Here is a 23,062-nt window from a genome sequence, read left to right on the forward strand (position 1 = left end):
GCTGCCGGGCGGACGGAGGTCAGGAACCGGCCGCGCGGAGCCGCTCCAGCGCCTGCTCGGCGGTGCCGTGGGCGAGGATCATCGCGTGCACCCAGCGTTCGACGCCGAAGGCGACGCAGGAGCTGTACGCGGGACCGTGCGAGCCGGCGCGGATGCCGAGCCGCTCGCCGAAGAAGTTGCGGTGCCGGTTGACGGAGGCGATGGCCGTGCCGTCGGGGGCGCTGTACTCGTACTTCACCGGGTCCAGCGCCATCAGGCGGGCCCGCGATCCCCCGTTGTCGTAGAACGGGTCGTCGGCCGCCGCCCGGGTCAGGGTCAGGCCGAGCCGCCCGGCCACCTCCTGGATGAACTCGCCGCCGCGTTCCTGGTGTTCGGAGGCCGCGCCCTTGGTGCCGAGGTAGATCACCTCACGCATGTGGAACCCCCAGAGACGGCGCAGGCCGTCGTAGTGGGTCTCGTTGCGGAAGCAGCGGCCGACCGCCGAGAGCCGCAGCCCGTCCTCGCCGACGTCCTGGCCCTCCAGGGAGAGCAGCAGTCCGTAGCAGGTCGCGGACGGCAGCACATGGCCGGTCGGGTGCAGCGGGAGGTCCTGGGGCGAGCCCCCGGAGGCCAGACCGTCGAGCACGTCCGGGCCGAACCGCCCCGCTGAGACGCCGAGATGGGGGAAGTTGCGGAAGAAGTCCAGCCGTGCCAGTCCGTCGACGGACAGCAGGGGCGGCCCCACGACCTCGGGGGCGGAGAGCCGCGCGGCCAGACCGGTCAGCAGATCGTCCAGCCCGCGCAGCAGCGCGGTGCGGACCGGGTCCAGCGTGATCAGCCCGGCACCGGGGCTCTTCAGCTCGATACCCGGCAGGGCCGTGATGCTGGATGTGTTCATGAAACCGCGTCTTTCTCGGTCGGGCCGGCCATCGGCGACCCACCGGATGTACGAACCGCATCGCCATGACGGCGGCGACTCTGAGCAGGGCCGTCGACAGGTCCGTCAGCAGGGCCGTCACCGGCCGGAGCGCGGGCAGGGAAAACGGCTTGACAGCCCGTCACGAACCCGGCCGCGCCCTTGGACATTAGGCCCGTCGCTCGCTTGTTGTCTAGACCAAAAATACCGAACGCCACGTATCGATTCCATGTCTGTCAAGCACATGACCACACCCCATATCCCCATATGTGCGCGGCACTTGACAGCTCAGGCGGTCTGGACCAATCCTGCTGATCGACGTGGTCACGGCTCCTCCCACCACGGCACTGCCATCCGTCCCGCCGTCCGCGGCGACCCCGCTCCCCCGGGGTCGCCGCACGGCCGGCCGAGGAGAAGAACCTGCCATGAACCTCATGACGACACCCGCCCCTCGCCGTCGGCCGCGCCTGCACCGCGCGGCGTCGGACATCCCGTACTTCAGCGCGGACGGCGAGGCCTACCTCGCGCAGACCGCCCTGCGGGAGCTCGACAAGTCGCGTCCGCTGCGGGTGCTGTCCGAGGAGGACTTCGCCCACTGGCAGACGTACGGCTACGTCATCGTCCGCGAGGCGGTCCCGGCCTCGGTCGCGCGTGAACTGCTGGACTTCACCTGGGACTTCCAGGGCCTGGACCCGGAGCGGCCGGAGAGCTGGTACGAGGACCGGCCGCTGCGCTCCGAACTGGACCAGCAGCTGCACATCTACGGCTTCGTGGAGGCGTACCACCACCAACTGCTGTGGAACAACCGGCAGTCGCAGCGGGTGTACGACGCCTTCGTCGACGTGTGGGACTGCGAGGAGCTGTGGGTCACCCTGGACCGGCTCAACCTCAACCCGCCCAACCGGGGCAACCGTGACCGCGCCCTGATCGAACCGACGGACCGGGGCTTCGACATCGAGCTCCACTGGGACATCGACACCACGCTCGCCGTGCCGCCGCAGCGGGTGCAGGGCATCATCGCGCTCAACGACACCCGGCCGGAGACCGGCGGGTTCCAGTGCTGCCCGGAGCTGTTCCGCCAGTTCGACGCCTGGAAGGTCGCCCAGCCCGGTGACCGGGACCCGCTGCGCCCGGACATCGACCGGGACGAACTCCCGGTCGTACGCCCGGATCTGCGCCCCGGCGACCTGCTCATCTGGAACGGCCTGCTGGCCCACGGGGTGGCGCGCAACCTCTCCGAGAACGGCGTGCGGGCCGTGCAGTACCTGTCGATGATGCCCGCGCTGGAGGAGCACGAGCGGCTGCGCAGGTCCCGGGTGGAGTCCTGGCGCCATCTGCGGACGCCGCGCTGGAACCGCACGCTGGTCGGCGACCCGGTGCTGCCCGAGTCCAAGCGCTACCCGACCTCCGAACTGAACGCTCTGGGCAGCCGGTTGCTGGGCCTCGCCTCCTGGCAGGACCCGGTCGAGGAGACCGAGGACACCCCGGGTGACGCCGGAGCGGCCTCCGCCGCTCCGAGCGGGGAGCCTTCGTGCGCCGCGTCTGCCTGACCCTGCCCACCCACCGGGCCTGCTCCGGCACCATCGCGGCGGTCGGCGAGGAAGCGGCGTACGGGGCACGGGAGTTCGGCGTCGAGGTGCACCTCCTGATCCTGGACTCCTCCCCCGGGCCGGTCCTCGCCGAGCACCGGGAGGCGGTGGCCGCGCTGCCCGCCTCCCCCGGTGTGACCGTCCACCACCTCGACGAGGACGAGCAGCGCGCCTTCCTGAGCGAGGTGACCGAACGGTCCGGCGCGCCTTCGGCCGTGGCGGACCGGCTGCTGGACCTGATGCTGCCGTCCGGCGTCTCCTACGGCGCCTGCACCAACCGGGCGTTCCTCGTCGCCCAGGCCCTCGGCTGCACGTCCGTGCACCGCCGGGACTCCGACAGCCGCTACCAGCACCTCGACGGAGAGCCGGTCTTCCCGCTCCACCAGGAGCTGGCCCACCTGGGCCGACGGGCGGAGGACGTACGGGAGTCGGCGACGAGGAGCAAGCTGCCACCGGGCTCGGGCGACCGCCGGGTGGCGGTGGCGGGCGGCTCGTTCGTGGGCGAGATGTCGGTGGACGTGGCGGAGATCCGCGAGCTCGACCCGGACACGTACGGCGAACTGATCGGTCTGTCGCTGCCCGAGGGATACCCGGAATTCGTGCGCAAGCATCTGATCGACGAGTCGTTCCGGGGCGCGGGGAACGGGGCGTTCGACGGCGACCGCACCACGCTCGCCCCGATCAGCCCGATGCGCGTGGACATGTGCAACATCGCGCTCGACCACGAGGTCTACCGCAGGATCCCGCTGCCGCCCGCCACCGACACCATCGGCAGCGACTACTTCCTTCTCCATCTCGCCCACGACGCCCGGCTGCCCGGCCTCCAGCACAACCGGCACATCGTCAACTTCCATACGGCGGAACGGCGTACGGACGACGGCTTCCTCGCGTACCAGCTCCGCTTCGCGAAGTTCCTGCTGGCGAAGACGTATCTCAACGCCGTGTACGCGAGGACGGCGAAGGCCGGTGACGCGCTTCTCGACGCCGGGGGCCACATCCGGGCGTCCGTGGTCGCCGGTTTCGTACGCGACAGCATCGATCTCGACCGCACGGAGGCCGCCCGCCGCCTCGACGTGATCGACCGGGCCTACCGACGGCTCGGCGGCCGCTACCCGACGGTCGCGGACACGCTCGCGGAGAACAGCGGCCGGCTCCTGGACGAGGCCCGGGACGACATGGCCGACTTCGCACTCCTGATGGACCACTGGGAGGCGCTGTCCGGCGCGAGCGCCGAAGCGGGCCTGGAGCAGCAGGTCCGGGCCGTGACCCGATGAACTCCGCCGCCGACAGGGAAACGATGCGCCAAAACCCCCCGCACACAGCCACGACCACGGTCACCGTCGCCTACGCGGGCGGTACGGAACGGCGCGGCCCGATCACCATGGGCCAGGCCAACATGATCCGCTGCATCCTGCGGGACGATCCCACCCACATCAACATCCACGATGTGTGGCCCGTCCCCGAGGCCACCACCGTGGCGGCCGTCACCGACGCCCTGCGCGCCCTGGCCGTACGGCACGAGGGACTCCGCACCACCTTCCCGCACCCGCCGGAGGCCGCACCGGTCGACCAGGTCGTGGCGGCGGAGGGCACGTTCACGGTGACCGTCCTCGACCACGCCGAACTCCCCGCCGATCCGGCGGAGTACGCGGAGTCGGTGGCGCGGGCGGCACGGTCCGGGCGCTTCGCCCTGGACCGGGAGTTCCCGATGCGGATCACGCTACTCACCCTCGCCGGACAACCGGCGTACGTGGCACTGGCGTTCAGCCACGCGGTGGCGGACGGCAGCGCGATGGCCATCCTGCGCGAGGAGTTCACCGAACTGCTGGCGGGCAAGGAGCTGCCGGAGCTGACGTCCCTGCCCCCGGTCGACCTGGCCGCCGTGGAGGCCTCCCCGGCCGGACTGCGGAAGTCGGAGGCCTCCCTGCGGTACTGGGAGCGGATCCTCCGTACCGGGCCGCAGGAGATGTTCGCGGAGCCGCGCGGCAGGATGCCGGGGACCGACGAGGAGGCCCGGCAGCTGACGCTCCGCTCCCGCCGGGGCGGCCGGGCGCTCGCCGAGGCGGCCCGCCGTACCGGACACCCCGAGGCCACCGTGCTGATGGCCGCCTGGTGCGCGCTGGTGGCCCACCGGGCGGGCCAGGACAGCTGTGTCACCGCCGTTCCGAGCGCCAACCGGTTCAACACCCGGGTCGCCCGTTCGGTGACCACCACCTCCCAGGACGCGCTGCTTCACCTGGACGTCCGGGTGCCCGCCTTCGACGCCCTGGTCGCCCGGACCTGGGGGGCGGTGCTCAACGCCTACCGGCACAGTCAGTTCGACTCCGTACGGCTGTGGGAGATGATCGACCGGGTCACCACCGAGCGCGGCAGCCACTTCGGCCGGGACGTGGTGTTCAACGACGTGAGCGCCCTGCCCGCCCCGCTCCTGGGCACCGACGCGCAGGACGGCGACGACGCCGGGCAGGAGCTGACCTGGGGGCCGCCCCAGACGCTGCCGACCCGGCTGCTCGCCTTCACGTACCGGACGGCGCCCCGGCTCCACATCTCCCTGTGGGCCGCCCCCTCGCTCTTCACTCCCGAGGAGGCGGAGGGGTTCCTCTCCGGCCTGGTCCTGCTCCTGGAGGCGGCCGCCGCCGGGGACGTACCGATGGAGGAGCTGTCCGAGGTGACGGGGGTCCGCCCCGCCGAACGCGGGGCCGGCTGGCTCCGGGTGGACGGCTGCTGGGTCTCGCCCGAGGCCGTACGCGAGACGCTCGGCCGGGCGGTGGGGGGACTACCGGTACGGGTGGCGGAGGAACCGGCACCGGGCGGCTCAGCGGCAGGCGCGTCAGGCACGGACCCGCACCTGACGGCGTACATCGCCCGCGGCGACACCCCGTTGACGCCCGAGGAGGCCCACCGGGCGCTGACCGCCCTCATTCCGGCCGCCGGTTCGGGAGTCCTGGCGCCCCACCGCTACGTAATCGTCGAGAACCCGCCCACCGAGCCGGACCGGAGCGACGCATGGCGTCGGCTGAACACCATCGATGAAGGGACCGGCAGGAGCCGGCAGGTGTGACATGAGCGTTGACGACACGACCCTCCAGAAGCCCGAACCGCTGCCCAGCCCCTGGCGGTCGGGCCGGTTCCGGCTGTTCTTCACGGCCCGCAGCGCGTCGCTGCTGGCCGACGGCATGCTGATGGTGTCCCTCACCACGGCGGTGCTGGGCGCCGGCCACGGGGCGAGCGGCGTCGGGTACGCGCTGGCCGCGTGGATGACCCCGATCGTGCTGCTGGTGCTGTTCGGCGGCGTGCTGGCGGACCGGTTCACCCCCCAGCTGATGATGATCTGCGCGGACGTGGCGCGCATGCTGGCCATGCTCACCCTGGCCGCTCTCCTCTTCTCCTCCGACAGCGTCCCGCTGTGGCAGATCATGGGCCTGATGGCGCTGAGCGGTGCCGCGACGGCGATGTTCCAGCCCGGCATGGCGAGCATGGTCCCGCGGGTCGCCGAGGACATCCAGAAGGCCAACGCGCTGCTGCGGATCTCCGAGGCCCTGAGCACGCTGCTGGGCCCGGGCCTGGCGGGCATCCTGGTCGCGTACTGGCAGGTCTCGGGCTCGTACCTGGTCATCGCGGCGGCGTACGCGCTCAGCGCCCTGGTCCTGCTCCCCCTGCGGAAGCTGCACACGGAACGCGACGAGGGCGACGCCCCGATGTGGCGGAGGCTCGCGACGGGCTGGCAGGAGTTCCGCTCCCGCCAGTGGCTGTGGGGCGTCATCGCGGTCTGGTCCGTCTACGGCCTGTTCGTGTTCGGCCCCGCACTGCCGCTGGGCGCGACGCTGATGATCGAGCAGCACGGGGCGAACGGCTACGGCTGGATCGCCTCGGCGGACGGCGCGGGCACGATCATCGGCGGCCTGATCGGCATGCGGGTCCGCCCGCGCCGCCCCCTGGTCGCGGGCGCCCTGGCGATGCTCTGCTTCGCGCTCAACCCCTTGGCCCCGGCCCTGGAATGGTCCTTCGCGGCCACGGCGATCGCCCACGTGATCGCGGGCTACGGCTTCGCGTTCTGGGGCGTGATGTGGGCGACGAGCGTCCAGTCGCACATCCCGCTGACGGTCCTGAGCCGCGTCTCGGCGTACGACGTCGCGGGCTCCATCATGGTCATCCCCCTGGGCCGCGCCCTGGCGGGCCCGGCGGCGGACGCGTTCGGCGCGAACGAGGTGCTGATCTTCTCGTCGGTGATGTCGTTCGCCCTGCTGGCGGTCATGCTCAGCGTCCCGGCGATCCGGGCACTGCGGCGGGCTCCGGAGGGCGCACTCCCGACGAAGACGGAGGCCCAACCGGCGGTCTGAGCTGCCGGTCGCACCGGGAGTACGACGTGCCGGTCAGACCCGCATGACTGGCACGTCGTACTGCGGGATCCAGGCGTTATGGGTGACGAGGACCAGCCGATGGTCTTGCGCCTGCGCGACGAGCAGCCGGTCGAAGGGCTCGGCGCGGACCATCGGCAGCCGCCCGGCCCGCACCCCGTGCGCGGCGGTGACGGGGAGACGCGGAAAGGCGATGTCGCGTGCGCGCTGGGCCAGGTCGCCCGGCTCCTCCAGCAGCCCGAGGTGCTGTTTGAAGGTGATCTCCCAGTGCGAGACGGCGCTGATGTGTACGGCGTCGGCGGAATCGAGGAGGTGTTTGGCCTCCTCGGACGACTCCGGGGAATCACCGAGCCACCAGAGGATCATCGGGGTGTCGAGGAGGAGGCGCATCACGCCTCCCCGAAGACTGCGGAGATACCGAAGTGAGGCTCATCGAAGTGACGAGCGATCCGGACCTGTCCACACAACGAGCCACGCCTGCAGCGCCGCACAGCAGGCAGAGTCGACTCCGATACGGGTACGGGCACTAAGAGAATGGCGGTGAGAAAATCATCAGAAACGATGGGGGATACAAGATAGGCTCTCCATGGGGTCGCCGATAGAAATAGAAGCGGAAACAAGGGTCTGGAATGAAGCGAAACGAGTTGGCCAAACAAGCCCTAAGCCACTTCGGCAGAGTAGTCTGGTTTCGGTCGCCGGTTGAACGAAACCCTAACGATGGCAAACTGCAAGTCGCGTTCGTCGGCTGGCGTTTCGCTGAACTTCGCGAAGACATCCGAGAGATCCTCGACTCCATTGTGCAAGAGACGACAACAAAAGTCGAGTGGGAATTTAGATCTGCAAAGAACTGGATGATCGTTCCAAGGCGGCTCATCCTAGAGGCCGGCCCGGCGGCGAGTAAATTCAATGAAGCGATGGTTGCGATTTCTCAAAGTGATCAGAGATTCTGCGCCGAGTCGGCTGCAGATCTTGAAAAGATTCTACATAGACTATCGGATGAAGCTGTTTCCCGAGGTCTCTGACTCTTTTCATCGGTTGGGGATCCGCTGATGGCCAGCCCAGTCCCTTGCGCTGGCCCGGCGGCCCCTCACTCCTCCGGCGGAAAAACCACCTCCCCCGACCCCGCCAGCGTCAGCGTGATCGCCTCCACCGGGCAGCCTTCCGCCGCCGCGAGGACGTGTTCGCCCGCGTCGCGGTTCTCCTCGGTCGGGTGGGACTGGCGGGCCGAGTCCAGGTGGAAGGCGTCGCTCGCGTGGTTGACGCACATGCCGGAGCCGATGCAGACCGAGCGGTCGACCTCCACGTGCCAGCGGTCACCCATCACGCCTCCCGGTAGCCGGCGGGCAGGTGGATCATCTTGTGCTCGAAGAACTCGCCGTAGCCCTCGGGGCCGAACTCGCGGCCCAGGCCCGAGTTCTTGTAGCCGCCGAAGGGGCCGAGCATGTCGAGGCTGAAGGTGTTCACGCTGTACGTGCCCGTGCGGACGCGGCGGGCCACGTCGATGCCGCGTTCCGTGTCCGATGTCCAGACGCTGCCGCTGAGGCCGTACGGAGAGTCGTCGGCGATGCGGACGGCCTCGGCCTCGTCTCCGTACGGGATCAGGCAGATCACCGGGCCGAAGATCTCCTCGCGGGCGATGCGCATCGAGTTGTCGACCGAGCCGAAGAGGGTGGGTTCTACGTACCAGCCTCGCTCCTGGGAGGCCGGCACGCTGCCGCCCGTGAGGATCTTGGCGCCCTCCTCCTGACCCAACTTGATGTAGTCCAGCGAGCGTTGTTGTTGACGGCGTGCCACCAAGGGGCCCAACTCGGTGGTCGGGTCCAAAGGGTCGCCCACGCTCAGTGCGCCTGCCGCTGCCGCGAAGGCCTCCGCTATCTCGTCGTAACGGCTGCGCGGGGCCAGGATGCGGGTCTGGGCCACGCACGCCTGGCCGTTGATCATCCAGGCGAACGGGACGATGCCCGCCACCGCCGCCTCCAGGTCCGCGTCCGGGAGGATCACCGCCGCCGACTTGCCGCCCAGCTCCAGCGTGACGCGGGTCAGGTTGCGTGAGGCCACCTCCATGACGCGGCGGCCTGCCGCCACCGAGCCGGTGAAGGAGACCTTGTCCACATCCGGGTGGCCCACCAGGTACTCACTGACCTCACGGTCGGCCGGGAGGATGGAGAGGACCCCGGGCGGCAGGCCTGCCTCTGCTGCGATGTCCGCCAACAGGTAAGCGTCCAAAGGGGTTTCCGGGGAGACCTTCAACACCGCCGTGCAGCCCGCCAGCAGCGCCGGGGCCAGTTTCGCCGCGGCCGTGAACTGCGGGACGTTCCACGGGACCACCGCGGCCACCACGCCCACCGGTTCGCGGCGGAGCAGGAGCGGGCCGAGGACGCCGTCGCGGCGCTCCTCGTACGGGAACGTACGGGCCACCGTGATCGCCGAGTCCCAGACCATCATCGCGGCCAGCGCCTGCACCATGACGCTCGCGCTGTACGGGGTGCCGTTCTGGGCGCTGATGAGGCGGGCGAACTCCTCGTGGCGTACGGCGAAGGCGTCCTTGATCCGGGTGATCACCGCGATCCGTTCGTCCAGCGGCATGCGCGGCCAGGGGCCCTCGTCGAAGGCCTGGCGGGCGGCGGCGACCGCCCGGTCCACGTCGGCCTCGGACGCGTGCGGCACGCGGCCGATGACCTGTTCGGTGTGCGGCGAGATCACCTCGATGACCTCGGTGGAGAGCGGGTCGGTGAACTCCCCGCCGATGAACAGGTGTCCGTGTTCCACCAGCTCCGTACGTTCCGTCATGGCTGCCGCCTCCCGCGAACCCGCACACCCTAACTGACTGTTCGTCAGAACTGATACCAGTTCCCGTTTCAGGAGTCCACGGTGCGGACCGCACCCGGAGGCGAATAATTGGTAGACCCGGGCTACCACTGGAACGAGTTCTCGTTACAGTGGAGGCCGGCGCGGAGATGGGAAGCCCATGACTCAGGTGACGCAGGTGCCTCAGGTGACCGACCACGGCGGAGGCGTCCACAGCATCAAGGTGCCCATCCCTGACAACCCGCTCGGCCACACCCTCGTCCATCTCGTCGACACCGACCGGGGCCCGGTCCTCATCGACACCGGCTGGGACGATCCCGCCTCCTGGGACACCCTGGTCGCCGGGCTCTCCGCCCTCGGCACCGCCGTCACCGAGATCCACGGCGTCGTCATCACCCACCACCACCCCGACCACCACGGCCTCTCCGGCCAGGTCCGCGAGGCGTCCGGGGCCTGGATCGCGATGCACGAGGCCGACACCGCGATCGTCCGCCGCACCCGGGAATCCGAACCCGGCACCTGGCTCGACTACCTCACCCGCAAGCTCGCCGCCGTCGGCGCGCCGGACGACCACCTCGCTCCGTTGCGCGCCGCCCGCGGCGGAGGGCGGCTGCGGACCCTGCCGGGGCTGCGTGCCGCCCTGCCGGACCGGGAGATCGTGCCCGGCGAGCTGCTCGACCTCGCCGGGCGGAAGCTGCGGGCCGTCTGGACGCCCGGGCACACCCCGGGCCATGTCTGCCTCCATCTGGAGGAGCGGCATCCCGCCGGGCTGGAAGGGAACGGGCGGCTGTTCTCCGGCGACCATCTGCTGCCCGGCATCAGTCCGCACATCGGGCTGTACGAGGATCCGGACGACACCGCCGTCACCGACCCGCTCGGCGACTACCTCGCCTCGCTGGAGCGGATCGGGCGGCTCGGGGTGGCCGAGGTGCTGCCCGCGCACCAGCACGCGTTCACCGATGCGGGCGGGCGGGTGCGGGAGCTGCTGGACCATCACGAGGAGCGGCTGACCGGGCTCCTCGCCCTGCTCGCCACGCCGCTCACCCCGTGGCAGCTCGCCGAGCGGATGGAGTGGAACCGGCCCTGGGAGCAGATTCCGCACGGTTCGCGGTCCATCGCCGTGTCGGAGGCCGAGTCCCATCTGCGGCGGCTGGTGAAGCTCGGCCGCGCGGAGGCCGTGCCGGGCGGGCCCCCGGTGACGTACATCGCCGTCTGAACCACCGGAGCGCAACGGAGCCCCCGAGGCCCGCAGCGCATGGAGCCCCCCGAGCCCCGCAGCGCATGAAGTCCCGGAGCCCCGCGCCGCCGGTGACGTACATCGCCACGTGAGGCCCCGGCCGCTCCCCTACGGACCGGTAGAGTGGGCAGGTCGTCATCATGCCCGTACAGGGGGAAGCCGGTGCGAATCCGGCGCTGCGCCCCAGCCGTGACCCGTCCGCCCGACGGCAGCCGGACCGCCCGCCGCGGAGCGTGACCGGCTCGGGCCACCGGAACCCCGGTGGCCGGCACCGTCGAGGCATACGGGGCCGGAGCCCGGTGCCCTCGTGCGCCCGGGGAGTCCGGCCCTCGCAGGAGAGGCCCAGCCAGCCATGACCGTACGCCGCAGCGCAGCCGCGCTCGCGACCACCGCCGTGCTCCTGGGCGCGGCCGCCCCCGTGGCGGTCGCCGCGCCGAGCCCTTCCCCGTCGGCGGAGCTGCCGGCCGGGCTCTACGGCACCACGGACCCCACGTACGACGGGGTGTGGCGGCAGTCGCTGGCCTTCCTCGCGCAGAAGATCGAGTACGTCACGCCGTCCACGCAGGCGGTGGACTGGCTGGTGGGGCAGCAGTGCGACAGCGGGGCGTTCACCTCGTACCGGGCCGACACCTCCCAGCCCTGCGACGCGTCGACCGTGATGGACACCAACGCCACCGCCATCGCCGTCCAGGCCCTCGTCGAGATCAACCAGCGCCGCGAGGACGCCAACAACGGGGCCGACTGGCTGAAGTCCGTGCAGAATGAGGACGGCGGCTGGGGCTACAACCCCGGCAGCCCCAGCGACGCGAACTCCACCTCCATCGTGATCGGCGCGCTCGCCCGCACCGGCGTCCCGGTCGGCGAGCTCACCACCGCCGACGGCAGCACCCCGTACACCGCGCTCCAGTCCCTGGCCATCGCCTGCGAGGACGAGGACGGCGGCGCGTTCGCCTACCAGCCGGGCAAGAAGGGCGAGCTGACCGCCAACCCGGACGCCACCGCGGCCTCCGTGCTCGGTCTGATGGGCAAGGGCATCGCCTCCGGCACGTCCAACGCGGTCAAGGACCCCTCCTGCACCAAGGGCGACGGCCTCAGCCCGGAGCAGACCGCCCAGAACGGCGCCTTCTTCCTCGCGGACACGCTGAAGAAGCAGCCGTACCTGGAGCAGGCCCCGATGCCGGGCGCCGAGGACAGCACGCCGCAGCCCGACTACGGCAACACCGCGGACGCGGTCGTCGCGCTCGCCGCCTCCGGGCACAAGAACAAGGCCCAGGCCTCCGTCTCCTGGCTGCAGAAGAACGCCACGGGCTGGGCGAAGCAGGGCGGTCCGGCCGCCACCGCGCAGCTGATCCTCGCGGCGCACGCCACCGGCGCGGACGCCCGCAGCTTCGGCGGCGTCGACCTGGTCAAGCAGCTCAACTCGATGGGCCCCTCCCCCGCCGCCACCGCCCTCCCCTCGCCCACGCCGACCGGTCCGCAGCCCTCCAGCGGCACCGACAGCGACGACAGCGGGCTGAGCCTGGGGTGGCTGATCGGCATCGGTCTCGCCGCCGGCGCGGGCATCGGCTTCCTGCTCAGCATGCGGCGGAAGAAGCAGCAGCCGTGAGCCGTACGCCGCGCACACCTCGTACGCCGGTCCCCGCGCGGTTGCCGAGCCCTGCCGTCGCCCGGTTGCGGAATCCGCTCGTCGCGCTGCTCGCCGCCCTGGTCGCCGCCTCGGCCGTGCTGCTCGGCGCGGGCACCGCCGAGGCCGCCGGATACCGCTACTGGTCCTTCTGGCAGGGCAACGGCAAGAACTGGGAGTACGCCACCCAGGGGCCGTCGGTCCTGCGCCCGGACGACGGTACGGTCCAGGGCTTCCGGTTCGCCGTGAGCGAGGACTCCGGCGACGCCGACCAGCCGCGCCGCGCCCCCGACTTCGGGGCGATCTGCGCGGACACCCCGGCGGAGGACGGGAAGAAGCGGGTGGCGCTGGTGATCGATCCGGGTACGGCGGCGGACGCCCCGGACGGCGAGAAGCCGCCCGCCCCGCGTACGGCGTGCGCGCAGGTCGCGCCGGACGCCAGCAGTGCGGAGGCGCTCGCCGCGGTGGCGAAGCCGCTGCGGTACGACAGCAGTGCCATGCTCTGCGCGATCTCGGGCTATCCGGCGTCGGGCTGCGGCGAGCAGGTGTCCGGCGACAGCGTCAGCGCGGAGCCGTCCGAGCCGGCCAAGACCGCCGACGGCCAGGAAAAGGGCGAGGAAGGCGACGGCGGCGGTCCGTCCGTCGGGCTCCTCGTCGGCATCGGCGCCGTCCTGTTGCTGGGCATCGCCGCCGTGGTCCAGGCCCGCCGCCGCCGGTGACCGCCTCCCCGGCCGCGGCACGGTTGCTGCGCCGCGCCCTGCACGCCCCCGAGGCGGACCGCGGCAACGCGCTGCCCGCCGGGGCGTGGTGGCTGTGGGCGCTGGGGCTCGCCACCGCCGCGTCCCGGACCACGAACCCGCTGCTGCTGGGGCTGCTGGTCGGGGTGGCGGGCTATGTGGTGGTGGCGCGGCGCACGGATGCGCCGTGGGCCCGGTCCTACGGCGCGTTCGTCAAGCTCGGGCTGTTCGTCGTGGCGCTGCGGCTCGTCTTCTCCGTCTTCCTCGGCTCGCCGATCCCCGGTTCGCACACCGTCTTCGTCCTTCCCGAACTGCCCCTGCCCGACTGGGCGCAGGGGGTGCGGATCGGTGGCCGGGTCACTGCCGAGCAGCTCGTCTTCTCCCTCTACGACGGGATGAAGCTGGCCACCCTGCTGATCTGCGTCGGTGCGGCGAACTCGCTGGCCAACCCGGCGCGGCTGCTGAAGTCGCTGCCCGGCGCGCTGTACGAGGCGGGGGTCGCCGTCGTGGTCGCGATGACGTTCGCGCCGAACATGGTGGCCGACGTGGTCCGGCTGCGCACCGCGCGCCGGCTGCGGGGCCGGCCGACCGGTGGGGTGCGGGCCGTGGCACAGATCGGGCTGCCGGTGCTGGAGGGCGCGCTGGAGCAGTCGGTGGCGGTGGCCGCGTCGATGGACGCGCGCGGTTACGGTCGTACCGCCGAGGTTCCGGCGGCCGTCCGGCACACCACGAACGTCCTGACCCTGGGCGGGCTGCTCGGGGTGTGCGCCGGCACGTACGGGCTGCTGGCCGCGCAGGGGGCGGTGTACGGGCTGCCGCTGCTGCTGGCCGGTCTGGTCACGGCGATGGCCGGGCTGCGGCTCGGCGGGCGGCGCTCGGTGCGCACCCGCTACCGGCCGGACCGGTGGGGTGCGCGGGCCTGGCTGGTGGCGTGCTCGGGTGTGGTGGTCGCGGCGGCGATGATCTGGGCGGGGGCGGTGGATCCGGACGCGCTGCACCCCGGGGTCGTCCCGCTGACCGCGCCGGTGCTGCCGCTGTGGCCCGCAGCCGCGGTGCTGGTCGGGCTGGTGCCCGCGCTGGTCGCCCCCGTACCGCCGTCGACCCGGGCGCCCGGACCACCGGCGCGTCGCAGCAAGGAGCAGGTGTGATCAGGTTCGAGCGGGTCTCCGTGCGGTACGAGGGCACGGAGCGTCCCACGCTGTCGGGCGTCGACCTCACGGTCCCCGAGGGTGAACTGGTCCTGCTCGTCGGCCCGTCCGGTGTCGGCAAGTCGACTCTGCTGGGTACGGTCTCCGGGCTCGTCCCGCACTTCACGGGCGGGCTCCTGTCGGGCCGGGTCACGGTGGGCGGCCGGGACACCCGTACGCACAAGCCGCGTGAACTGGCCGATCTGGTCGGGACCGTGGGCCAGGATCCGCTCGCGCACTTCGTGACGGACACCGTCGAGGACGAGCTCGCGTACGGCATGGAGTCGCTGGGCCTGGCCCCGGACGTGATGCGCCGCCGGGTGGAGGAGACGCTCGACCTGCTGGGCCTGGCCGAGCTGCGCGACCGGCCCATCGCGACCCTGTCGGGCGGCCAGCAGCAGCGGGTGGCGATCGGTTCGGTGCTCACTCCGCACCCGAAGGTGCTGGTGCTGGACGAGCCGACCTCCGCGCTGGACCCGGCGGCGGCCGAGGAGGTCCTCGCGGTGCTCCAGCGGCTGGTGCACGACCTGGGCACGACCGTGCTGATGGCCGAGCACCGGCTGGAGCGGGTGGTGCAGTACGCGGACCAGGTGGTCCTGCTGCCCGCCCCGGGCGCGGCCCCCGTGATGGGGCCGCCCGCCGGGATCATGAAGGTGTCGCCGGTGCGGCCGCCGGTGGCGGAGCTGGGGCTGCTGGCGGGCTGGTCCCCGCTGCCCCTGTCGGTACGGGACGCCCGGCGCGCGGCGGGCGGGCTGCGGGAGCGGCTGGCGGACGCGGTGCCGCCGGAGGCCGCGTCGGACGCGGTGCCGGTGCGGGCGGACGGTCCGTCGGGGCCGTCGGGGGCGTCGGAGGTGCCCGTTCCGGCCGCTGTCGTACAGCCGCGGACCGGCCGGTTCGCCCGGCTCCTGGGGCGGGGGTCCGCCGCCCCGGCCACCCCTGCGGCCGCCGATCCGGTCACCCGGGTCGACGGGCTCGGGGTGCGGCGCGGCCGGGTCGAGGCGCTGCGGCGGGTGACGCTCACCGTGGCTCCGGGCGAGACGGTGGCCCTGATGGGCCGTAACGGGGCCGGCAAGTCCACCCTGCTCGGCGCGCTCGTCGGCATGATCGAGCCCACCGCGGGCACGGTGCGCGTCGGCGGCCTGGCCCCGGCCCGGACGGACCCGCGGGCGATGGTGCGCCGGGTCGGCCTCGTACCGCAGGAGCCGCGCGATCTGCTGTACGCGGACACGGTGGCCGCCGAGTGCGCGGCCGCCGACCGGGACGCGGGCGCGGCGGAGGGCGCCTGCCGGGCGCTGGTGTCCCAGCTGCTGCCGGGCGTCGGGGACGACACCCACCCCCGGGACCTGTCCGAGGGGCAGCGGCTGGCGCTCGCCCTGGCGCTGGTGCTGACGGGCCGGCCGCCGCTGTTGCTGCTGGACGAGCCGACGCGGGGTCTGGACTACGCGGCGAAGGCCCGGCTCGTCGGCGTCCTGCGGGGGCTGGCGGCCGAGGGGCACGCGATCGTCCTGGCGACGCACGACGTGGAGCTGGCGGCGGAGCTGGCGCACCGGGTGGTGATCCTCGCCGACGGGGAGGTCGTCGCGGACGGCCCGACCGGGCGGGTGGTGGTCTCCTCCCCCGCGTTCGCCCCGCAGACGGCGAAGATCCTCGCCCCGCAGGAGTGGCTGACCGTGTCCCAGGTGCGCGGGGCGCTGGAGGCGGGAGCGTGAAGGCGGTGACGGAGGTACGGGAACGGGCTCCCCGGCCCGTGCGGCTCGGGCCGAAGTCGGTGGCCGTGCTGCTGCTGACCGGGGCCGTCGGGGTGGTCGCCTTCGGGTGGCCGCTGCTGGCGGACGCCGGGTCCGGGCTCGCGCACGCGCGGGACGCGCCCTGGCTGTTCGCGGCGCTGCTGCCGCTGCTGGTCGCGGTGGTGGTGGCGACGATCTCCGAGTCCGGGATGGACGCGAAGGCCGTCGCTATGCTCGGGGTGCTGGCGGCGGTCGGGGCGGCGCTGCGCCCGCTCGGGGCGGGCACGGCGGGCCTGGAGCCGATGTTCTTCCTGATGGTGCTGAGCGGCCGGGTGCTGGGCCCCGGGTTCGGCTTCGTGCTCGGCTCGGTGACCATGTTCGCCTCGGCGCTGCTGACCGGCGGGGTCGGGCCGTGGATGCCGTTCCAGATGCTGTCGATGGGCTGGTTCACCATGGGCGCGGGGCTGCTGCCGGGGCCCGACCGGCTGCGCGGGCGGGCCGAGTTGGCGATGCTCGCGCTGTACGGCTGCGTGGCGGCGTTCGCGTACGGCACGGTGATGAATCTGCAGGGCTGGACGCTCATCACCGGTCTGGGGTCGGGGATCTCGTTCGTCGCGGGCGACCCGTTGCACGAGAACCTGGTGCGGTTCCTCGCCTACTGCGCGGCGACCTCGCTGGGCTGGGACCTGGGGCGGGCGGTGCTGACCGTGGTCCTGACCCTCACGCTCGGGCCGACCCTGCTGAAGGCGCTGCGCCGGGCCACCCGCCGCGCCGCCTTCGACGCGCGCGCGGCGTTCGGGGAGCCGGAGGTGGCCCAGGAGCCCTAGGCGGTGTCTTCAAATGATCATCGTTGGTGGATCATGGTGTCGTGATACGTCGTCATGAACTGTCTGATGCTGAGTGGGAGTTCGTCCGGCCGTTGCTGCCCGTGTCGTTGCGGGGGCGGAAGCGGCTGGATGACCGCAGGGTCCTGAACGGGATCGTGTGGAAGTTCCGGACCGGGACGGCCTGGCGGGATGTGCCCGAGCGCTACGGGCCGTGGGCCACGCTGCATACGCGTTTTCGCAGGTGGGCGGCGGACGGGACGTTCGAACGGATGCTGCGGGCCGCGCAGGCGAGGGCCGACGCGGCGGGCGACATCGAGTGGCTGGTGTCGGTCGATTCCACGGTCGTCCGGGCCCACCAGCATGCTGCCGGGGCTCGAGGGGCTCTGCGACCCGGCCCTCGGCCGGTCAGGGGCGGTCTGACCAGCAAGGTGCACCTGGCCTGCGACGGCCGGGGCCGTCCGCTCGGCTTCGTCGTGACGGGCGGCAACACCAACGACTGCACCCAGTTCACCGCCGTGATGGACGCGATCAGGGTGCCCCGGATCGGCCCCGGCCGTCCCCGCGTCCGGCCCGATCACGTCCTGGGCGACAAGGGCTACAGCTCCAAGGCGATCCGCACCTGGCTCCGCCGCCGCGGCATCCCCCACACGATTCCCGAGCGGGCCGACCAGATCGGCAACCGGGCCCGGCGGGGCAGCCGCGGTGGCCGCCCGCCGGCCTTCGACCGCGAGGCCTACAAGCACCGCAACGTCGTGGAGCGGTGCTTCAACCGTCTGAAGCAATGGCGCGGCATCGCCACACGCTACGACAAGACCGTCCAGTCCTACGAAGCAGCCGTCACCCTCGCCTCACTCCTGATGTGGGCGTGACATTTGACGACAGAACCTAGGGCTCCCCGGACGCGGGGGGGGGGCGTGCTCACAGTCGCTGGATGATCGTGCCCGTCGCCAGGGCTCCTCCCGCGCACATCGTGATCAGCGCGAACTCCTTGTCGCGGCGTTCCAGTTCGTGCAGGGCCGTGGTGATCAGCCGGGCGCCCGTCGCGCCGACCGGGTGGCCCAGCGCGATCGCGCCGCCGTTGACGTTGACCTTCTCCAGGCCGTCGAGGTCCGCCTCGAACTCCTGCGCCCAGCTCAGGACCACGGACGCGAACGCCTCGTTGATCTCCACGAGGTCGATGTCCCGCAGCGACATGCCGGCCTTGCCGAGCACCGCCCGGGTCGCGTCGATCGGGCCGTCGAGGTGGAAGTGCGGGTCGGACCCGACGAGGGCCTGGGCCACGATCCGGGCCCGGGGCTTGAGCTTGAGGGCCCGGGCCATGCGCTTGGAGGACCACATGATGGCGCAGGCCCCGTCCGATATCTGCGAGGAGTTGCCGGCGGTGTGGATCGCGCTCGGCATGACGGCCTTCAGCCCGGCGAGCGCCTCCATCGAGGTGTCGCGCAGCCCTTCGTCCCGGTCGACCAGCCGCCACATGCCCTGGCCCGCCGCCTGCTCCTCCTCGGTGGTCGGGACCTGGACGGCGTACGTCTCGCGCTTGAAGCGCTCCTCCGCCCAGGCGGCGGCCGCCCGCTGCTGGGAGAGCAGGCCGAGCGCGTCGACCCGCTCCCGGGTCAGACCGCTTTTGCGGGCGATGCGCTCGGCGGCCTCGAACTGGTTGGGCAGGTCGACGTTCCACTCGTCGGGCCAGGGCTTGCCGGGGCCGTGTTTGGAGCCGCTGCCCAGCGGCACCCGCGACATCGCCTCGACGCCGCAGCTGATGCCCACGTCGATGACCCCGGCGGCGACCATGTTGGCGACCATGTGGGAGGCCTGCTGCGAGGAGCCGCACTGGCAGTCCACGGTGGTCGCGGCGGTCTCGTACGGCAGGCCGACCGTCAGCCAGGCGTTGCGGGCCGGGTTCATCGACTGCTCGCCGGCGTGGGTGACGGTGCCGCCGACGATCTGTTCGACGCAGTCGGCCTGAATGCCGGTGCGGCCGAGAAGTTCACGGTAGGTCTCGCCCAGCAGATAGGCGGGGTGCAGATTGGCGAGTGCGCCTCCGCGCCTGCCGATGGGGGTGCGTACGGCTTCGACGATGACGGGTTCCGCGGCCATGAGCTCGTCCTCTCCTCGCGCTTCCGCAGGGGGCGTCCCGGCGCCCGCGGAAGGAACTAGTACGCGTTCTAGTTCTGCAAGCAGTCTCGTGACGGCGGCCCGGCTGCGCAAGGGGCGTGCACGCACCGCACGCACGCCCTCCGGCGAGGCGGCGGGCCGGGCGACGGCGCCGGGGCAACAGATCCGGCCACGGCCCTTGCCACTTGTAGAACTCGTTACTACCTTGCGGGCATCTTCTGATGGTCCGTCAGGATGCCGGGGAGAGAGGTGAACCGGCCGGGCGGGGCGTCGGACGGTTCGCGATCAGATCCGGAGTGGAGAGGTGCCCATGCGCTGCCCCCATCTGCCCGACGGGTTCGACTTCACCGACCCCGATCTCCTCCAGGCCCGCGTGCCGCACCCGGAGTTCGCCCTGATGCGGGAGACCGCGCCGGTCTGGTGGTGCACCCAGCCGCCCAACATCTCCGGGTTCGGCGACGCGGGCTACTGGGTCGTCACCCGCCACGCGGACGTCAAGTACGTTTCCACGCATCCCGAGTTGTTCTCCTCGAACACCAACACCGCCGTCATCCGCTTCAACGAGACGATCAGCCGCGACCAGATCGACGTCCAGAAGCTCATCATGCTCAACATGGACCCGCCCGAACACACCCGGGTCCGCCAGATCGTCCAGCGCGGCTTCACCCCGCGCGCGGTGCGCTCGCTGGAGGCGGCCCTGCGCTCCCGGGCCCGCTCCATCGTGGAGACGGCCCTCGCGTCGGCGGACGCGGACGGCTCCTTCGACTTCGTGACGAACATCGCGGTGGAGCTGCCGCTCCAGGCCATCGCCGAGCTCATCGGCGTACCGCAGGAGGACCGTTCCAAGATCTTCGACTGGTCCAACAAGATGGCCGCGTACGACGATCCGGAGTACGCGATCACCGAGGAGGTCGGCGCCGAGGCGGCGATGGAGATCGTGGCGTACTCGATGAACCTGGCGGCGGCCCGCAAGGAGTGCCCGGCCCAGGACATCGTCAGCCAGTTGGTCGCGGCGGAGGGCGAAGGGAACCTGTCCTCCGACGAGTTCGGGTTCTTCGTGATCCTGCTCGCGGTGGCCGGCAACGAGACCACCCGTAACGCGATCAGCCACGGCATGCACGCCTTCCTCACCCATCCCGAGCAGTGGGAGCTGTACAAGCGGGAGCGCCCGAAGACGACGGCCGAGGAGATCGTGCGCTGGGCGACCCCGGTGGTCTCCTTCCAGCGGACCGCCACCCAGGACCTGGAGCTGGGCGGCCGGCGGATCAGGAAGGGCGAGCGGGTGGGGCTGTTCTACTCCTCGGCCAACAACGACCCGGAGGTGTTCGACGCCCCGGAGACCTTCGACATCACCCGCGACCCCAACCCGCACCTCGGGTTCGGCGGCGGCGGTCCGCACTTCTGCCTGGGCAAGTCGCTGGCCGTGATGGAGATCGACCTGATCTTCAACGCCATCGCCGACGTACTGCCGGATCTGCGGCTGCTGGAGGACCCGCGACGGCTGCGTTCGGCGTGGCTCAACGGGATCAAGCAGCTTCAGGTGACCACGGCGGCGGAATCCTGACACCGAATACGCCGAATACGCCGATCGCGCCGGTGCGTCGGTGCGTCGGTGCGCCGGTCCCGAGTGGCGGCACCGGCCGCGCGGGCGGACGATGGATGCGCGGCGATCCATGCCGAAGGGGTGCCGGGACGACGTCCATCGTCCCGGCACCCCTTCGGCCTGCTCTCCCTCTGCCGTCTACGTGCCCGTACCTGCCGCTTTCCCTGCCGGTACGGGCTCCGCATCGACCTCGGGTTCCGCGGAATCTGCGGCTTCCGCGGGTTCCGCGGGTTCCGCGGGCGGCTGTTCCACGGCTTCCGCTTCCGCCGCCGCCTCCCGCTCCCCGGCCACCAGCCTGCGCGGCCCCGACAGCAGATACGTCAGCCCGAAGCCCAGCGACACGACCAGCGCGCCGCCGGCCGCGTCGAGCACCCAGTGGTTGGCGGTGGCCACGATCGCGGCGATCGTGAAGAGCGGGTGCAGCAGGCCCAGCGCCTTCATCCACAGCTTCGGGGCCAGCATCACGATCACCACACCGCACCACAGCGACCAGCCGAAGTGCAGCGACGGCATCGCCGCGTACTGGTTGGTGACCGTGGTCAGCGTCCCGTAGTCGGGCTTCGCGAAGTCCTGCACCCCGTGGACGGTGTCGATGAAACCGAGGCCGGGCATGAGCCGGGGCGGGGCCAGCGGGTAGAGCCAGAAGCCGACGAGCGCGAGCAGGGTCGCGAAGCCGATGGACGAGCGGACCCAGCGGTAGTCGGCGGGGCGGCGCACGTACAGCACGCCGAGGATCGTCAGCGGGACGATGAAGTGGAACGTGGAGTAGTAGTAGTCGAAGAATTCACGCAGCCAGGTGATCTGGACGACCGTGTGGTTGACCCAGTGCTCGATGTCGATGTGCAGCCACTGCTCGATGGCGTGGATCTGCCGGCCGTGCTCCTCGGCGAGCGGGCGGCCCGCCCGGGCGGCGAGGCGGACCTGGGCGTACGCGTCGTAGACGACCCGGATCAGCAGGAGTTCCAGCAGCAGGTTGGGGCGGGTGAGGACCCGGCGCCAGAACGGCAGGAGCGGCACGCGTCTCCAGCGCGCCGCGACCGGCTTCGCGTAGTCGGTGGGAACCGGGTGCTGCCAGTACGGCGAGGTGCGGGGCAGGAACGGGGCGAGGCAGGCCGCGCCGAGCGCCACGAGGAGCAGCACGTTGTCGCGTACCGGGAAGAGCGGTTCGAGGTTCGGCAGCAGCATCGTGCCCGGCAGGGTGACGACCAGCACCACCACGGACGGCCAGACCAGCCGGTCGGAGGCCCGCTTGCCGACCCTGCCGACGACCGCGAGGAGCACCCAGAGCAGCTGGTGCTGCCAGGCGGTCGGCGAGACGGCGACCACGACGCAGCCGGTCACGGCGACCGCGAGGAGCAGCTGCCCGTCCTGGGCGTACCGCACCGCGCGCCGCAGACCGACGGCCACGACGGCGGCGGCGAGCACCAGGAAGAGGGCGATCTCCAGCGGCCCTTCGAGGCCGAGCCGGAGCAGCGCGCCGTGCAGCGACTGGTTGGCCAGGCTGTCCGGCCGCTCGCCCAGCCCGGCGCCCGCGAGATGGTGCACCCAGTACGTCCATGAGTCCTTCGGCCCCGCGACCCAGGCGACGGCCGTGGCGAGGGCGAAGGTCGCGCCCGCGCCGACCGAGGCCTGCCGCCTGCCGGTCAGCCAGAGCAGGGCGGCGAACAGGAGCAGCACCGGCTGGAAGGCGGCGGCCAGGCCCACGAGGACACCCGCCGCACGGTGCTCCCGGACGACGAAGCAGGCCAGCAGTACCAGCAGGACGGGCAGGATGCTGGTCTGGCCCAGGTGCAGGGCGTTGCGGACCGGCAGCGACAGCATGAACAGGCTGATCGCGACGGGGGCCGCGAGCAGGGCCGTCCGGCGGCCCACCGGTGTGGGCAGGGCCCGGGCCACGACGACGCCGAGGGCGACGACGAGCAGCAGTGAGCCGAACGTCCACACGACGCCCAGGGTCTGCTGGGCCGAGGAGGTGAGCGGCTTCAGGACCAGTCCGGCGAAGGGCGTCCCGGTGAACCGGCCGCTCTCGTACAGCGAGCCCGTCAGGTGCAGGACGCCGTTCTCCCCGATCCAGGTCTCCAGGTCGAGCAGCCGTTCCCCCGGTGGCTGCCGGAGCACCGCCGCCACCTGCCGTACCGCCAGCGCGGCCGCGACCAGCCAGAGCAGGGCACGGATCAGCCCGGTCCTCGCTCCCGCGTCCGCCGCCGCGTCACCGCGCACACTGTGATCCGCATTCACCACGCTGCGCCGACCCTCCCACCGTTCCATGCACCGCCCCTTCGATTGGAGGCGATGCCGGATGAAGCCTCGCATTGCCCTACGAGGTAGACACAATCAACCCCCTCTTTGCCTGAC

19 protein-coding genes are annotated in these 23,062 nt (G+C 71.8%); 13 read left to right on the top strand and 6 right to left on the bottom strand.

The window, feature by feature from the left end:
- Nucleotides 1-19 precede the first annotated feature (19 nt).
- Nucleotides 20-877, bottom strand: a complete 858-nt coding sequence (locus KV381_RS09570; protein WP_030622342.1) for a hypothetical protein — start codon at nt 875-877, stop codon at nt 20-22.
- Between the two features lie 443 nt (nt 878-1,320).
- Between KV381_RS09570 and KV381_RS09575 the strand changes: the two genes are divergently transcribed.
- Genes KV381_RS09575 through KV381_RS09590 form a run of 4 tightly spaced genes read left to right on the top strand, consistent with a single transcriptional unit; the run spans nt 1,321 to nt 6,824 of the window.
- Nucleotides 1,321-2,445: a phytanoyl-CoA dioxygenase family protein gene (locus KV381_RS09575; RefSeq protein WP_256995033.1), complete on the top strand. Its 1,125-nt coding sequence runs from the start codon at nt 1,321-1,323 to the stop codon at nt 2,443-2,445.
- A complete protein-coding gene (locus tag KV381_RS09580; protein ID WP_218785055.1) occupies nt 2,427-3,758 on the top strand; it encodes a DUF6271 family protein in 1,332 nt (443 codons plus the stop codon). Before KV381_RS09575 ends, KV381_RS09580 begins: the two co-directional genes overlap by 19 nt.
- Complete coding sequence (locus tag KV381_RS09585) at nt 3,755-5,545, top strand: condensation domain-containing protein (RefSeq protein WP_218785056.1); 1,791 nt, start codon at nt 3,755-3,757, stop codon at nt 5,543-5,545. The genes KV381_RS09580 and KV381_RS09585 overlap by 4 nt, the downstream gene beginning before the upstream one ends.
- A 1-nt stretch (nt 5,546) precedes the next feature.
- Nucleotides 5,547-6,824, top strand: a complete 1,278-nt coding sequence (locus KV381_RS09590) for an MFS transporter (protein WP_030081051.1) — start codon at nt 5,547-5,549, stop codon at nt 6,822-6,824.
- 33 nt (nt 6,825-6,857) lie between these two features.
- On the opposite strand, the gene KV381_RS09595 is transcribed toward KV381_RS09590, so the two are convergent.
- Nucleotides 6,858-7,232, bottom strand: coding sequence for a type II toxin-antitoxin system VapC family toxin (locus KV381_RS09595; protein WP_030081053.1), 375 nt, complete (start codon nt 7,230-7,232; stop codon nt 6,858-6,860).
- Between the two features lie 239 nt (nt 7,233-7,471).
- Here KV381_RS09595 and KV381_RS09600 point away from each other — a divergent pair, with 239 nt between their 5' ends.
- Complete coding sequence (locus KV381_RS09600) at nt 7,472-7,864, top strand: hypothetical protein (RefSeq protein WP_158688299.1); 393 nt, start codon at nt 7,472-7,474, stop codon at nt 7,862-7,864.
- A gap of 65 nt (nt 7,865-7,929) precedes the next feature.
- Here KV381_RS09600 and KV381_RS09605 read toward each other — a convergent pair whose 3' ends face one another.
- Complete coding sequence (locus KV381_RS09605; protein ID WP_030081055.1) at nt 7,930-8,163, bottom strand: ferredoxin; 234 nt, start codon at nt 8,161-8,163, stop codon at nt 7,930-7,932.
- Complete coding sequence (locus KV381_RS09610) at nt 8,163-9,632, bottom strand: aldehyde dehydrogenase (protein ID WP_218785057.1); 1,470 nt, start codon at nt 9,630-9,632, stop codon at nt 8,163-8,165. The genes KV381_RS09605 and KV381_RS09610 overlap by 1 nt, the downstream gene beginning before the upstream one ends.
- Before the next feature lie 178 nt (nt 9,633-9,810).
- Here KV381_RS09610 and KV381_RS09615 point away from each other — a divergent pair, with 178 nt between their 5' ends.
- The 7 genes from KV381_RS09615 to KV381_RS09645 all read left to right on the top strand — a co-directional run bounded on the left by KV381_RS09615 (nt 9,811) and on the right by KV381_RS09645 (nt 17,858).
- A complete protein-coding gene (locus KV381_RS09615; protein ID WP_030081059.1) occupies nt 9,811-10,866 on the top strand; it encodes an MBL fold metallo-hydrolase in 1,056 nt (351 codons plus the stop codon).
- Between the two features lie 373 nt (nt 10,867-11,239).
- Nucleotides 11,240-12,493: a prenyltransferase/squalene oxidase repeat-containing protein gene (locus tag KV381_RS09620; RefSeq protein WP_030081060.1), complete on the top strand. Its 1,254-nt coding sequence runs from the start codon at nt 11,240-11,242 to the stop codon at nt 12,491-12,493.
- On the top strand, nt 12,490-13,230 hold the full coding sequence (locus tag KV381_RS09625) for an SCO2322 family protein (RefSeq protein ID WP_030081062.1): 741 nt from the start codon (nt 12,490-12,492) through the stop codon (nt 13,228-13,230). Before KV381_RS09620 ends, KV381_RS09625 begins: the two co-directional genes overlap by 4 nt.
- Complete coding sequence (locus tag KV381_RS09630) at nt 13,227-14,396, top strand: energy-coupling factor transporter transmembrane component T (RefSeq protein ID WP_218785058.1); 1,170 nt, start codon at nt 13,227-13,229, stop codon at nt 14,394-14,396. The genes KV381_RS09625 and KV381_RS09630 overlap by 4 nt, the downstream gene beginning before the upstream one ends.
- Nucleotides 14,393-16,144: an ABC transporter ATP-binding protein gene (locus tag KV381_RS09635; protein ID WP_218785059.1), complete on the top strand. Its 1,752-nt coding sequence runs from the start codon at nt 14,393-14,395 to the stop codon at nt 16,142-16,144. The genes KV381_RS09630 and KV381_RS09635 overlap by 4 nt, the downstream gene beginning before the upstream one ends.
- Nucleotides 16,141-16,989 (top strand): ECF transporter S component, encoded by an 849-nt coding sequence (locus tag KV381_RS09640; protein ID WP_098027015.1) that lies wholly within the window; start codon nt 16,141-16,143, stop codon nt 16,987-16,989. Before KV381_RS09635 ends, KV381_RS09640 begins: the two co-directional genes overlap by 4 nt.
- Before the next feature lie 41 nt (nt 16,990-17,030).
- A complete protein-coding gene (locus KV381_RS09645) occupies nt 17,031-17,858 on the top strand; it encodes an IS5 family transposase (protein ID WP_373461006.1) in 828 nt (275 codons plus the stop codon).
- A 49-nt stretch (nt 17,859-17,907) separates the two neighbouring features.
- Here the strand turns inward: KV381_RS09645 and KV381_RS09650 are convergent, their stop codons facing one another.
- Entirely contained in the window at nt 17,908-19,086 is a 1,179-nt protein-coding gene (locus KV381_RS09650; protein ID WP_030081075.1) for a steroid 3-ketoacyl-CoA thiolase, read from the bottom strand.
- 328 nt (nt 19,087-19,414) lie between these two features.
- Between KV381_RS09650 and KV381_RS09655 the strand changes: the two genes are divergently transcribed.
- Nucleotides 19,415-20,668, top strand: a complete 1,254-nt coding sequence (locus tag KV381_RS09655) for a cytochrome P450 (protein ID WP_030081077.1) — start codon at nt 19,415-19,417, stop codon at nt 20,666-20,668.
- 177 nt (nt 20,669-20,845) lie between these two features.
- Here KV381_RS09655 and KV381_RS09660 read toward each other — a convergent pair whose 3' ends face one another.
- Complete coding sequence (locus tag KV381_RS09660; protein ID WP_218785060.1) at nt 20,846-22,975, bottom strand: bifunctional glycosyltransferase 87/phosphatase PAP2 family protein; 2,130 nt, start codon at nt 22,973-22,975, stop codon at nt 20,846-20,848.
- Nucleotides 22,976-23,062: the final 87 nt, after the last annotated feature.

Origin of the sequence: Streptomyces sp. WY228 (genome assembly GCF_019287315.1) — a bacterium.
GTDB classification, from domain to species: domain Bacteria; phylum Actinomycetota; class Actinomycetes; order Streptomycetales; family Streptomycetaceae; genus Streptomyces; species Streptomyces caviscabies.

Excerpts from the sequence above, each read along its gene's own strand:
- KV381_RS09655 (WP_030081077.1), top strand. The coding sequence starts at position 19,415 with ATGCGCTGCCCCCATCTGCCCGACGGGTTCGACTTCACCGACCCCGAT.
- KV381_RS09600 (WP_158688299.1), top strand. The coding sequence starts at position 7,472 with ATGAAGCGAAACGAGTTGGCCAAACAAGCCCTAAGCCACTTCGGCAGA.
- KV381_RS09570 (WP_030622342.1), bottom strand. The coding sequence starts at position 877 with ATGAACACATCCAGCATCACGGCCCTGCCGGGTATCGAGCTGAAGAGC.
- KV381_RS09650 (WP_030081075.1), bottom strand. The coding sequence starts at position 19,086 with ATGGCCGCGGAACCCGTCATCGTCGAAGCCGTACGCACCCCCATCGGC.
- KV381_RS09585 (WP_218785056.1), top strand. The coding sequence starts at position 3,755 with ATGAACTCCGCCGCCGACAGGGAAACGATGCGCCAAAACCCCCCGCAC.
- KV381_RS09575 (WP_256995033.1), top strand. The coding sequence starts at position 1,321 with ATGAACCTCATGACGACACCCGCCCCTCGCCGTCGGCCGCGCCTGCAC.
- KV381_RS09610 (WP_218785057.1), bottom strand. The coding sequence starts at position 9,632 with ATGACGGAACGTACGGAGCTGGTGGAACACGGACACCTGTTCATCGGC.
- KV381_RS09615 (WP_030081059.1), top strand. The coding sequence starts at position 9,811 with ATGACTCAGGTGACGCAGGTGCCTCAGGTGACCGACCACGGCGGAGGC.
- KV381_RS09590 (WP_030081051.1), top strand. The coding sequence starts at position 5,547 with ATGAGCGTTGACGACACGACCCTCCAGAAGCCCGAACCGCTGCCCAGC.
- KV381_RS09605 (WP_030081055.1), bottom strand. The coding sequence starts at position 8,163 with ATGGGTGACCGCTGGCACGTGGAGGTCGACCGCTCGGTCTGCATCGGC.
- KV381_RS09595 (WP_030081053.1), bottom strand. The coding sequence starts at position 7,232 with ATGCGCCTCCTCCTCGACACCCCGATGATCCTCTGGTGGCTCGGTGAT.
- KV381_RS09620 (WP_030081060.1), top strand. The coding sequence starts at position 11,240 with ATGACCGTACGCCGCAGCGCAGCCGCGCTCGCGACCACCGCCGTGCTC.
- KV381_RS09660 (WP_218785060.1), bottom strand. The coding sequence starts at position 22,975 with ATGGAACGGTGGGAGGGTCGGCGCAGCGTGGTGAATGCGGATCACAGT.